Annotated in this window: 10 protein-coding genes; 9 read left to right on the top strand and 1 reads right to left on the bottom strand. The window is 40.3% G+C overall.

Annotated elements, in window-relative coordinates:
- Positions 1-32: 32 nt before the first annotated feature.
- On the bottom strand, positions 33-5,393 hold the full coding sequence (locus IJS99_03750) for a putative Ig domain-containing protein (GenBank protein ID MBQ7560937.1): 5,361 nt from the start codon (positions 5,391-5,393) through the stop codon (positions 33-35).
- 343 nt (positions 5,394-5,736) lie between these two features.
- Between IJS99_03750 and IJS99_03745 the strand changes: the two genes are divergently transcribed.
- The 9 genes from IJS99_03745 to IJS99_03705 all read left to right on the top strand — a co-directional run bounded on the left by IJS99_03745 (position 5,737) and on the right by IJS99_03705 (position 13,067).
- Positions 5,737-7,842, top strand: coding sequence for a glutamine synthetase III (locus tag IJS99_03745; GenBank protein MBQ7560936.1), 2,106 nt, complete (start codon positions 5,737-5,739; stop codon positions 7,840-7,842).
- Positions 7,843-8,004: 162 nt separating this feature from the next.
- Positions 8,005-8,556: a hypothetical protein gene (locus IJS99_03740; GenBank protein MBQ7560935.1), complete on the top strand. Its 552-nt coding sequence runs from the start codon at positions 8,005-8,007 to the stop codon at positions 8,554-8,556.
- A 4-nt stretch (positions 8,557-8,560) separates the two neighbouring features.
- Complete coding sequence (locus IJS99_03735; protein ID MBQ7560934.1) at positions 8,561-9,148, top strand: hypothetical protein; 588 nt, start codon at positions 8,561-8,563, stop codon at positions 9,146-9,148.
- A gap of 30 nt (positions 9,149-9,178) precedes the next feature.
- Positions 9,179-9,712 (top strand): S1 RNA-binding domain-containing protein, encoded by a 534-nt coding sequence (locus IJS99_03730; protein ID MBQ7560933.1) that lies wholly within the window; start codon positions 9,179-9,181, stop codon positions 9,710-9,712.
- Positions 9,713-9,716: 4 nt separating this feature from the next.
- The gene (locus tag IJS99_03725; protein ID MBQ7560932.1) at positions 9,717-10,313 is read left to right on the top strand and encodes a DUF501 domain-containing protein; all 597 of its coding nucleotides are present in this window, start codon (positions 9,717-9,719) and stop codon (positions 10,311-10,313) included.
- A complete protein-coding gene (locus IJS99_03720; GenBank protein ID MBQ7560931.1) occupies positions 10,295-10,732 on the top strand; it encodes an HD domain-containing protein in 438 nt (145 codons plus the stop codon). Before IJS99_03725 ends, IJS99_03720 begins: the two co-directional genes overlap by 19 nt.
- Positions 10,733-10,808: 76 nt before the next feature.
- Positions 10,809-11,651, top strand: a complete 843-nt coding sequence (gene kduI / locus IJS99_03715) for a 5-dehydro-4-deoxy-D-glucuronate isomerase (GenBank protein MBQ7560930.1) — start codon at positions 10,809-10,811, stop codon at positions 11,649-11,651.
- Positions 11,652-11,675: 24 nt separating this feature from the next.
- Positions 11,676-12,434, top strand: coding sequence for a 2-dehydro-3-deoxy-D-gluconate 5-dehydrogenase KduD (gene kduD / locus IJS99_03710; GenBank protein MBQ7560929.1), 759 nt, complete (start codon positions 11,676-11,678; stop codon positions 12,432-12,434).
- An 84-nt stretch (positions 12,435-12,518) separates the two neighbouring features.
- Positions 12,519-13,067 (top strand): hypothetical protein, encoded by a 549-nt coding sequence (locus IJS99_03705; GenBank protein MBQ7560928.1) that lies wholly within the window; start codon positions 12,519-12,521, stop codon positions 13,065-13,067.
- Positions 13,068-13,113: the final 46 nt, after the last annotated feature.

Below are 13,113 nucleotides of genomic sequence, written 5' to 3'. Positions count from 1 at the left end.
CGGGTGGGGGAGTCGGCGGAAATAATTGCAAATTATTCCATAATCTCGGCCAATATCAAAGGCTCATAAATCACACATTTACGCAGCCACGGAGACACTGTTATTGAATGACTCTCCGGAACTGTAAAAATTTCTTTGCCTGTCTCGTCGTAAAAGTCAGCTATCTCGTCATCCTGTGAGTCCTCGCTGTCATAAGGACATGCAAGCCAGGTTAATTTTGCCCCCGTCGGAGCTTTCTCGCTTAATTCGACGTTAAAATCAAATTGTCCTGATTCTAGTGATTTAACAGGCGCAATAACAGCCGCAATAATGTATTTCTTTCCGTCAATTTCTGCAAGATCTCCTGCGGTAAAGTCTTTATTGTTTCCTGCAAAATTTTCGAGAAATGATAATTTTTGCGCGTTACTTTCTTGATTATCTGGAAAAATTGAGCTTAATGACTCTGACTCAGACTCAAACTCTGACTCTGATAAAACTTTTTGCGCACTCTCGACTTCTGTAATTTGCGCAGCGTTTAATTTTATCTTGAAAGTTTTTGATTTTGTCCCGGCTGAATTCTTAGCAATGACTTTGACTCTATAAGTCCCCGGCGCGTTGAAATTCTTTCCTGAAGTCTCAGCGGGAGTCCCTGTTATTGACGCGTCAGAATTATCAAGAGTGAATCCGCCAATATTTTTGCCCGACCATGAAAGAGTAAAGCTCAAATTATCGCCCTTTGCTGCTCCTGTAGCCTGAATATTTGCCGAGTAAGACTGCCCGATAATTGCATCAGGTAAGCTCAAAGAAGTAAATGACGGCTTTATATTATTTATTACAAGATTGAACGTTCTTGATGTCGTATTAGTCTCGTTTGAGGCCGTTAATTTCACGCTGAAATTTCCGCATTCAGTCGGAGTTCCTGTAATTGTGCCTTGTCCTGTTTCAGAGTCATAGTTCAGTGAGAGTCCTTCAGGGAGTCCGCTGATTTCCAGATTCATGGGTGTAGATCCTGTAGTCTTGATTGCTGCTGAATAATCTTTATTAATCGTGCCTTTCTTGAGACTCGACGTATTAATTTTAGGAGCTATTCCCGTTATCTTTATCGTGTATGACTGCTCATCGTAAAGGGCGGGCGTTACATTCTCGACTTCAGCACGGACTGTAAAATTATATTCGCCTGAACTTGTCGGCTTCCCTGAAATTTTGCCGGTTGACTCGTTGAGCTTTAACCCTTCAGGCAATGAACCCGAGACGACTTGCCAAATTATATTAGACTTTGACCCCTGAACACTCAAAGCGGCACTATATGATTTATTGAATATTCCAGAGTTTAATTTGCTTGTGATTATAACGGGCGTTATTCTCAAAGTATAAGATTTCGTATCATTGCCGTATTTGTTAGCTGCTTTGATAGTAAAATCAAATTCGCCTGACTGTTTAGGAGTCCCGGCAAGCAAGCCCGATTTATTGAGCTTCAAACCTGAAGGAATTTGCCCCGCTATTTTCGTCCATGTGATAGGATTTATTCCGGCCGCTGTAAATTGATGAGAGTAATATTTGCCTGCTTCAGGATTTATTAACGAGTCATCGTTTATGACTGGGACGGCGTTATCAGGTAAAGAAATTTCTATAGTGAAAGACTTTGAGTCATTGCCTCCTGAGTTCTTAACTTTTGCAGTAAATGTAAATGTCCCTGCTTTTGTCGGAGTTCCTGTAATTTGCCCCGTGCTTGCGTTGAGTTTTAAGCCCTTAGGAAATTGTCCGCTGATTGACCACTTTAAAGGAGTCGAGCCTGTAGCCTGTAATTCAGAATTATAATACTCGCCGATTTTGCCGTCTGAAAGAGTCTCGCTTGTTATGACTGGTGCAGCTGCTTTTATTGTGAGTGTGAAATTTTGCGAGTCGCTCCCATAAGAGTTATTTACTTGAATTATAAAATTAAATTTGCCCGTTTGTGTCGGAATTCCTGAAATTATACCAGTTGAGTCAAGCTCTAAACCTTCAGGCAATGAACCGGATTTCAATTCCCACGTGAAAGACTCCGCGCCCGATGCCTTTAACTCATAATTATATGACTCGCCGTCTGTGCCGGGATCAAGTTTTGAGTTAGACTCTATAACTGGAGCAGCACTTGAGATTACGATCTTGAAATTTTTTGATACGCTTATATCATCGTCAAATAAGGCACTCACAGTAAAATTAAATTCTCCAGTTTCAGCCGGCCGTCCTGAAAGAATCCCATATTTATAGAAAGTCATTCCGTCGGGTATATTTCCGTCTGTATGAGTCCATGTCGCGCCCTCGTCAGCAGAAAAAGTGAAAGCATAATAGCTGCCTTGTGAATAAGTGCCTAAATCTGAATCCGTCAAAATTTCGTGATTCGCATAATTCGGGACATCGTTAATTTTTATAGTTAATAATTGAGAAGCAGAACCGGCCGAATTTTCCGCGTAAATATTGAATGTATAAGTGCCTGCCTGCGTGGGAATTCCTGAAATCAAATCGCCGTCTCCAGCCAGATAAAGTCCCGGCGGCAGCGAGTCATAATCACAAGTCCAGCTAATATCATGAGTGCCCGAATATTTAAGCCCGGTATTATAAATTAGTCCGTTAGTCCCGTCGGGTAAATTTTTGCTAGTTATTGAGGGCTTTTTTTCGTTATCTCGTATAGTGATCGTGAATGTCTTGATATCATAGAGTCCCCAGCCGCTATATTGACAAGTCCCGCGAATTGTAAATGTATAACTTCCTGATTTTGTCGGAGTCCCTGTTATGTAGCCTTCACTGTTCAAAATTAATCCGGGCGGTAATGTGCCTTCTTTCACGTCAAAATAAAATGGGCTGTAACCTATCATGTATAAATATTGATTGTATTCGCTGCCCTTTATGCCGTCGGGAAGAGACTCGCGCACGAACTCCTGAGGGGTCTGCAAAGCTGTATATCTCACTGTTAAATTTTTCGTGATTGAGCCTTTAGAGTTTGACGCTTGGACTTTAATTTCCGTGAAGCCCTCACCGTATGAGCCTAAACCCGTGAGTGTGCCGTCTGACTCTAAAGTTATTCCATCCGGTAAAGAGCCTTCTATGATTGACCATGTTATGGGCTTAGTTCCCGTTGCTTCGAGTTTTGCAGAATAGGGCTGATTATAGAACACATAGGGCAGAGTCTCCGTTTTTATATTTATTCCTGATTTAGTGCTCATATCATCGACATACATAGAGAATTCTACATAGTCATAGCCTTCTGCATTTGACGCGGTAATAACAAAATTGTAGCTTGAATCGCTTGATTCTCTAGGAGTGCCGCTGATTACTCCGGTTGAAGAGTTTAATTTTAACCCGTTCGGAAGACTCCCGCTGTAAAGATTCCATGTAACTGGGCCTGTTCCTATTGCCTCAAGTTTTTCGCTGTAATATTGTCCGAGTACTGCATTTCTTAGCGACATAAGAGTCAAAATTTGCGGCGCAATTCCCTCTATTGTGAGTGAATAATTTTTTGTGTCTGAGCCTGTATTATTGCTTGCTTTAACTGCGAATTCAAACGTACCTGCTTTTGACGGTGCACCGCTGATTATTCCCGTCGATGAGTCAAGATTTAACCCAGTTGGAAGACTCCCGCTTGAAATTTTCCATGTAATAGGACTCGTTCCTGAAGCATAAAGACTCGCGCTGTAGAATTCCTGAATAGATCCGTCCGGTAATTCGCTATTTTGAATAATAGGAGCTTTGTCAATATCCTTAACAGTAAGAGTTAATGTTTTCTTTGCGCTCCCGTATAAATTACTAGCTTTTACCGTAAAAGTATAAGTCCCTGCTGTTGTCGGAGTCCCTGAAATTATACCCATTGAAGAAAAGTTCATACCATCGGGCAAATCTTTATAGCTGCTTTCAAGAGACCATGTAATATATTTTGCTCCTGACGCAGAAAGAGTCGCGCTGTAATAATTATCGATTGTAGCGTCATCTAGTGAATCAGTCTCAATAACCGGCGCAAGACTTGAAGGTGTATTATTTTTTGAGAGAATATCAAACGCGGATTTTACATCAAGAAAGCCGTATTTTGTGTAACTTGTCGCGTAATTCTTATTAGCACCGTTAATAATTGCAGATTTTATCTCGCTCGCTGTAGTATTCGGGAAGATTGAACGCAGCAAGGCCGCCGCTCCTGTAACATGAGGTGTAGCCATTGAAGTCCCGCTGAGATTTCCATATGAATTATTCAGGAGTGAGCTATAAATCCCCCTGCCCGGTGCTGCAACGTCTACATATTGAGTGCTGTAATTGCTGAATGACGAGCGCGAATAACTCGAATTATTATCAGACGCAGCTACAACTATCATATTATCAATGTCAATTAATGACGCAGGATAACAATAACCTTTAGAAGTATTTGCGCCGACCTGAATCTTTTCATTTCCTGCAGCTACACAAATTACAGCTTTATTCTTATCGCTGATTGCCTTAAAAGCTACCCAAGTCGGATTATTAGAGCTTTTCATTTCCTGCGGAGAAGTGCTCATATAGCCGCCCAGTGATAAATTTATTGACGCTAGATTTATTTCCGGGTGATTGTCGAGAAGCTCACAAAGATAATTTAACCCGTTAAGAATCCAGCTGAAATAACCGTTTCCGTTATTGTCAAGAACTTTTACAGCGATTAATTTTGCCTTCCAGTTTACACCGGCGACTCCGATTGAATTATTGCCCACGCCTGCTATTGTGCCTGATACGTGAGTCCCGTGTCCGTCCCCGTCAGAATAATTTGATGTTGAACTAAAATTTTTGCTGAAACCTGAAGACTCAAAATTTGCCGCTAAATCTTCATGATTGTACGAAATTCCCGAGTCAAGGACTGCAACATAAATATCGCTTGCTCCTGTGTAGCCTTGATCCCATAATTTATCGGCTTTAATTGCGCTCATTCCCCAGAGCTGGCTATAATATTTATCGTTCGGAGTCGTTAAAGCATGAGTCTTATAATTCAGACTTACACCTAAGACATTTGGATTTGCCTGTAATTCTTCGAGCATTTCACTTTCTGATTTAGAATCCGCATGAACTAGCGCAAAAACTTGTCCGGCCTGTTTAGATAATGCGGGATAAGTGCTTATAATTTCGACTCCTAGTGCTTGAACAAAATTTTTAACTCGTGAGTCATGAGAGTCTCCGCTGCCCTCTAAAATATTCTCCCTGAACATTACAATAAATTCGCCCGGCTTGTGATCTGACTCTGCTGAAGATTTCACGTTTTCAATCTGAACAGGTAAATTAACTTGTACAGGCTCAAGCAGTGAAATTTTTTCGTCGCCCGATATTGCTTTCAGTTCACCGGCCAAGACAGGACAAGCAAACGAACAAAGAATCATGACAAGAATAAATATTTTCATTCTCATAGCCATAAACTTATTTAACATGAAAGATTTATACCTCCTTAAATATCAAAATATAAATACTTGTTAAATATTCAGTGAATATCATGTAATTTTCGGTTAAATTGTAGCACATAATAAGCAGGGCAAATTAATATAAAATATTACGTGATAAATTTTTGAATGATATATTATGATAGTCCATCATAAAAGAAAGATTGTATAAAGTTTATTTTTCCTGATTCACACAATAAAATAATCCCTCGTGAAAAATTATTCTTTGTATATAATAAAATTTGCAAAAAAATATATTCATGCTAAAATATCGCGCAAGTTAAGCAAAAAAATTCGTGAAAAAATTGCTTAATAGTGGGAGGTAATTTGCATAATGAGTGAAAAATATAAATCTATCCGCGAAATCTACGGGACATTAATATTTAACCGCCGGGTCATGAAGGAACGCCTAAACCCTGACATTTATGATCAAGTCATAGCAGCAATAGAAGGCCGAAGCAGACTCGACAGTCAGGCAGCTGACATCGTAGCAAACGCATTAAAGGACTGGGCAATCTCAAACGGGGCTACACACTGGGCGCACTGGTTCCAACCTATGAGCGAACTTACAGCAGAAAAGCATGCAGCTTTTACACTCGGAGATTCTGAAGGCCGGCCTATAGAAATTTTCAGAGGTCATAATCTTTCACAGGGCGAACCTGACGCGTCGAGCTTCCCAAGTGCCGGGACTCGTTCTACATTTGAGGCACGTGGATATTCTGCGTGGGATATTTCAAGCCCTGCATTTATCGTGAAAAGCGAAAAGGGCGGCACACTCTGCATTCCGTCTGTATTTCTCTCGTTTGATGGGACTCCTTTGGATTTAAAGACTCCATTATTGAGGGCATTAGACGCAGTTGAGTCAAGAGCCTTAAAACTTTTAAGAATGTTAGGCCAGCGCGGAGTCAAATCCGTTAAATTAACAGTCGGAGCTGAACAGGAATATTTCTTACTTGATAGGCCGCGAGCTCAGAAACGACCTGACATAAGATTTTGCGGGAGGACTCTAATCGGTGCACAGCCTGCCAAAGATCAGAAATTAGATCATCACTATATGGGAGCGATTCCCGGGCGCGTCCTGCGTTACATGGAAGACGTAGAACGTGATTTAGCGAGACTCGGAATCTCTCTTACTGCAAGACATAACGAGGTCGCGAGGTGTCAATTTGAATTCGCACATTTATTTAATGAAGCAAATATAGCATGTGATCAGAATCAAATTTTGATGGAGACTATGAGAAAATTAGCCCGCACTCATGAGTTAAGATTATTATTTCACGAGAAACCTTTTAACGGCATGAACGGATCAGGAAAGCACACGAATATATCATTAATGGACAGTGAGGGCAGAAACCTTTTAAAGCCTTCTCATAATAATAGACGTAATGTAATATTTCTTGCTTTCATGGCTGCTGCTGTGCTGGGACTTAGCAAATTTCACAGCTTATTACAGGCAAGTATCGCGACTTATGGAAATTTATTCAGGCTCGGAGGTCATGAGGCTCCACCTTCAATTATGAGCGTTTATTTAGGCTCGGCACTGACTGATTTAATAAATAAGGGCGATGCTGAATTACCTGATAAGGGCATAATTGATATAGGACTCACAAAATTGCCTGATATTATACCGTTCGACAGTGATAGAAATCGCACGAGTCCTATAGCTTTCACCGGTGATAAATTTGAGTTCAGGGCTCCGGGTTCGAGTCAAAGTATTGCGCTCCCTGTTACAATGTTCGCAAGCATATGGGCATGGGGTATCGAGCAATTAACGGGGAAGATCGCCGCGAAAAATTCAGATGATCCCATCGAGTCAGCATTAATAGCAAGCACTGAGGCATTCAAAGAGGGCAATAAAATTTTATTTGAGGGTGATGCTTATAGTTCGCAGTGGCAGGACGAGGCAAGAAAGCGCGGATTAATTGAGGCTGAAGACATGCCCGGACGTATAGATTTATTGCTTAAGCCTGAAAATAAAGAGATGTTATCAGAACTGGGAGTATTTAAGGCTCACGAACTTGAGAATCTGCACAGCGTTAGACTTGAAAATTTCTGCACCGGTCTTGAAGTTGAAGCAGCCGTGTTATATGACATGTTATTTGAAGGAGTTTTACCGGCTTTATCAAAACAATTAGTGCTTGAGAGAAATTCTCTTTATGCATTTGACGGTGTAGACTTCGGCGATGACAGGCCGTGGCGCGATTACATTAAGGGACTGGGAACTGCAAAGAATGCTTTAATAGCCGACGCTGAAATTTTGAGCGAGTACAAAGCCCATTTATCGGACTTGAACGCAAGAGAACGCGCGGATTTCTTGACACAAAAGATTTTGCCTTTGATGGATTCAATCAGGAGTAAATGCGACGCTGCCGAACTCGTTACAAGTGCAGAAATTTGGCCATATCCGATTTATAGAAATTTGCTTAGTTTGTCGGCATAAAAATATATCGTACTCATAAAAATTTTTGGTGAATAAATAAATCTCTCGGCTTGATAGCTTTATCGGTCGGGAGAATTTTTTTATAGCAATAAAATAAATAATTCAGGTTTATAATTTTGACGATAATATATATATATTACATAAAAGGGGACTCAAAAATTTATGGCATCACAAAATAATTTAGGCTATATCGTAATAGAAGGCTCAGAGGGACAAATGCGGGGTGCTGCTCTTGCTTGTGATACGCGGGGGATTCCTGTTGACTTCAGATATACGGATCTCGTAAAGCCTACCAGACTCGAAAGAATATTATACGGCTCTTCACTAGATACTTACTTGAAAGAAGAGTTAATGCTTGAAAGTTTGCTAGACTCTATAGAAGTTGACCCGTTATTATGGCTGTGCAGTGATAGCGATTTGCTTAACCCTTTAAAAATTGTCGGTCAAGTTAAAGCCGCGTTAATTTCCGAATCAAGTCATGCGCCTTTAGATGCTGCCGGACATGTTGAGACGACTTCAGAAAAAGGAGTCTTCTTATTGCAGGCGTCAGAGAACGGGGCACCGTTGAGACTCGAATTTCCTGATAATGTCAGACCTGAGGAGATAAAGCAGGCCGCAGAAATTTTGACAGAAGCAGCTAAATCTATGGACGTTCTTGAGCCGTTCACGAGAATCCAGAAGGCTTTATTATCACTGTCAACCGGAGCAAATTAATATAATGCTTGATTCAATAAGAAGGACTCTAGCAGAAAATTTTTTCAGGCGCGTTAACGTTCATAGGCTCGACGAGGGATTTTTTACGGAAATTCCCGAAATTCATTCATTGCGCAGGGTAATAGAGACTCATAAATTCGAATCTCACATAAAAATAAACGTGTTAAGAGTGCCCATTTTTGCGCGGAAAATACAGTGCAATATCAAAAAAGTTACTTTTACGGTTACTAAGCAAATCACAGTCAGGAAATTCAAGATTAAGCATTTCACAAAGCAGGATATACGAGTCAATAAATTAACAAAGCGGGGCATGAATAGTTATAAAGCGATCAAGTTAATTCAATCAATGCCGCAGGAACGCCCGAATCTGCTAAAATTTTTGAAGGTTAAGCCTGTACTTGCAAAAAATGAAATGCTGCTAGCTTTGTACTCTCCTATAGTTGATAGTGCCGTGATAAAATTAGCGTTAAACAAGAGCCGGGGGACATTGCTTGTCTGGTACAATACAACAAGCCGCCACTCTAAGGCAAAAAGCGTGTATTTAGTGCGCAGGCTGGGACTTGGCGAGAAACCCGAATGGCGTTGGGTATAATAAAATTTTTTCGAGGGAGAATTTTTCTAAATGGCCGATAATGCTTTAAACATTGGCGACATAGTTGACTGCACCGTTGAGCAAATCATGCCGTACGGAGCTTTTGTCAGGATCTCAAAATTAGGACGCAAAGGAATGGTACATATTTCTGAGCTCTCATATAATTTTGTGAAAGATATTAACGAGGTGTTAAAGCCTCAGCAGGAAGTAAAAGCAAAAGTTATCAGAATTGACGATAAAGGCCGCATAGACTTGTCAATCAAGCAAGCGACAGAACAGCCGCAAATTCAAGCAAGACCGCCGAGACAAAATCATCAATTTATGAATAATAATAATTTCGCAAATCACGAGTTAAGGCCGCCGCGTGAGACTCCGAGAATATTTCATGATTTTAGGGAGTTGGCAGGGGATGAGAATAATTCTTCACTTGATGATGTTGACAGTTTCGAGAAAAAAATGGCATCATTCCTTAAGACCAGCGAGGCAAAAATTACGGACTTAAACACTCGGAATTCAGCACGAACCGGCCGCAGTAAGAGAAGACCTGACAGACGCGAATATTAAAGCCGTGAATCATAAAATTTTTAAGGGGGGACTCCTGTCTCCCATTTTTGTGCGTGAAGTTAAAGCTATCGAGTCAAATTTTTCGGACAAAAAAAGAAAGTTTGACTCGTCTATTATCATGGGAGCTGCTAAGAAATGCAGATATAATCATGTTCAAGTTATAACATGTTCGCCGATTGCTAAAAATTTAAGGCCTTTTCCTACAAGTTTTTGGCTGACTTGTCCATATTTAATAAAGCTCGCCGGCAAAATTGAATCTAATGGCGGAGTCTTACAACTTGAGAAATTTTTACGAGACAATAATTTATTTCATGACTGGAATAATTATAATTTACTGCATCAATTAATACGCGTGAATTTGCTTGATAGGAATTTGCGGGATTTCATGCGAAAATATAAATCTTCACTCTATAAATCACTAATGCGGGGCGGAGTCGGAGGCACAAAATATCTTTTCAGCTCGATTAATATTAAGTGCCTTCACCTGCAAACGGCCTCGTTTCTTGCGTTAAATTATCACCCGGGCGGCGAGTGGCTCAAGAGTCAAGGACTTAACACAAATTGTAAAGGGAGCTGCAAATCATGTTTTACTCTGAATTAATTAATCAAGCTATAGACATTGCATATAAAGCACATCACGGACAAACTGACAAAGCAGGGCGGCCTTATTTCTTACATCCTGTGATAGTCGCTCAAAGTATGAACACCGAGTCAGAAATTTGCGCGGCACTTCTTCATGACGTTATAGAGGACTCAAATATAACTCTCTCGGAACTTGAAAAAATATTCCCCCCTGAAATCACACAAGCTGTGAATCTTTTGACTCATAAACAGGGAGTCGAATATGAAGACTATATACGCGCAATAAAATCTAATCCCATCGCAAAAAAAGTAAAACTCGCTGATATTGCCCATAATTTAGACAAAACTAGACTTACAACTCCCGAATTACTCGCAAATTATGAGAAAAGAAAAGCAAAATATAATCGAGCTCTTGAAATTCTTAATAATAACTCTTGAAATTAACGCACTCTATTTTACAATTAAGGCATAAATCATAAATTTTTATATTTTAACAGGAGGCAAATTTTTCAAAATGGATATTCGTTATTCATGCAGCCCGAATGATGTCAAGCGTTACACAACTGAAGAGCTGCGAAAAGAATTCTTAATTGAGAATCTCTACACGCCCGACAAAGTCAACGCAATTTACAGCCATGTTGATAGAATGGTAACACTCGGATGTATGCCGGTTAGTAAAAAACTTTCAATTGATGACGGCATTGACGTATGGAAAAATTTCGGGACTCATTATTTTCTTGAGAGACGCGAAATAGGCATATTCAATTTAGGCGGAGCAGGCAAGATTGAAGCTGACTCGAAAATTTACGAACTCGGCTATAAAGATTGCTTGTATATTACCAAAGGCACCGAAAAAGTTTACTTCTCAAGCGATGACGCAAATAACCCCGCAAAATTTTATATGGTCTCTGCTCCTGCTCATACAAGTTACGAGACTAAATTAATAAAGATTGCCGATGCCGCAAAACGTCCGCTCGGAGATTCTGCAACGTCAAATAAACGCGTTATTAATCAATTCATTCACCCCGATGTATTAAAAACTTGTCAGCTCTCAATGGGATTAACTCAGCTTGAGTCCGGCAGCGTTTGGAACACTATGCCCGCACATACCCACGAGCGCAGAATGGAAATTTACACATATTTTGAGATTCCCGATAATAACGTAGTATTTCACTTTATGGGACAAGGACAAGAGACTCGGCACATAGTCATGAAAAATTTTGACGCTGTAATTTCGCCTTCTTGGTCGATTCATTCAGGAGCAGGCACAGCAAGTTATACTTTCATATGGGCAATGGGCGGAGAAAATCAAGAATTTGACGATATGGACGTAATTCAGCCCGTCGACATGAAATAATTTATTTATGTAGGAGAAAAAATTATCATGACAAATTTATTTAATCTTGAGGGCAAAATCGCACTTGTAACAGGTGCAAGAACAGGAATCGGGCGCGGAATTGCTGAAGGTTTAGCAGAAGCAGGCTGCAATGTCGTGGGAGCCGGGCACGCCGAAATGCCCGAAACTAAGCAATATATCGAATCACTTGGCCGGAAATTTTTATATTATGATATCGACATGAGCAAGCAAGACAAGATTCAGGATTTAGTCGATACGACAATAAAAACTTTCGGGCGGCTTGATATTCTCGTGAATAATGCAGGCATAATCAGGCGCGAGGACGTTCTCGAATTCAGCGAGAAAAACTGGGACGACGTAATTAACACGAATCAGAAATCTTTATTTTTCCTGTCTCAGGCAGCAGCTAGAGTCATGAAAGCTCAGGGCGGCGGCAAAATTATTAATATAGCGTCAATGCTTTCATTTCAGGGCGGTATAAGAGTCGTGAGTTACACAGCCAGTAAAAGCGCAGTAGCAGGAATTACCAAATTAATGGCAAATGAACTCGCAAAATATAATATTCAGGTCAACGCAATAGCACCGGGCTATATAGCAACAAATAACACGGACGCACTCATTAAAGACCCTAAACGCAGCGTAGAAATTTTATCGAGAATTCCCGCAGACAGATGGGGGACTCCTGAAGATTTGAAGGGTGCTGCTGTATTTCTTGCGTCTCAAGCGTCAAATTACGTGAACGGCCATATTTTAGCAGTCGACGGAGGCTGGCTCGCTAGATAATTATAAAAATTTTCTCCTGATTAACTGATACAATATAAGCGTGTTTATATAATTTGTATAAAGTGTATAAAGGAGGAATTTATTTTGACGAGTATATTAATTATTTGTGCGTTAATAATATTATTTGCGGGCGTGAGTGCAAAGAAGGCTTTTGCTGATGAAGATTATTCACAGGAAATTGCGGCGGAAATTCGTGATTTCTTACTTGTTGATGAGTGGCATTTTAACTTTGACGATGAGAACGGAATATTTAGATTTGGCGTTAATATAGGCGGGAAACTCAAGAATATTAATTTTTTCGTGCAAGTTCATGAGAATGCTTATACAGTTTATGCTATATCGCCTATTAGTGCGGACTCTGACAGCAAACTCGCTATTGCAGCAATGGCCGAATTTATTTGCAGGGCTAATTACGGACTCAAGAATGGAAATTTTGAGCTTGACTGCAACGACGGAGAAATACGTTACAAAATTTACGTTAATTGCAGCGATATAACGCCATCCCGTGAGATTGTCCGAGCAAGTATGCTTATTCCCGCTATGATGTTCGAGAGATATTCACCGGGGATTCTTGATTTGATATTCACGGACGCACAGCCCATTGACGCAGTTAAAAAATGTGAAAGCGATTAAGTTTACAAGGCAGGACAGCGCGATAACTGCCCTGCTTTTATTATTA

It is taken from the genome of Synergistaceae bacterium (genome assembly GCA_017444345.1).
In the GTDB taxonomy this organism is placed as follows: Bacteria; Synergistota; Synergistia; order Synergistales; family Aminobacteriaceae; genus JAFUXM01.
Note: the sequence above shows the minus strand (reverse complement) of the source record. Positions and strands in the feature narration are given on the sequence as shown.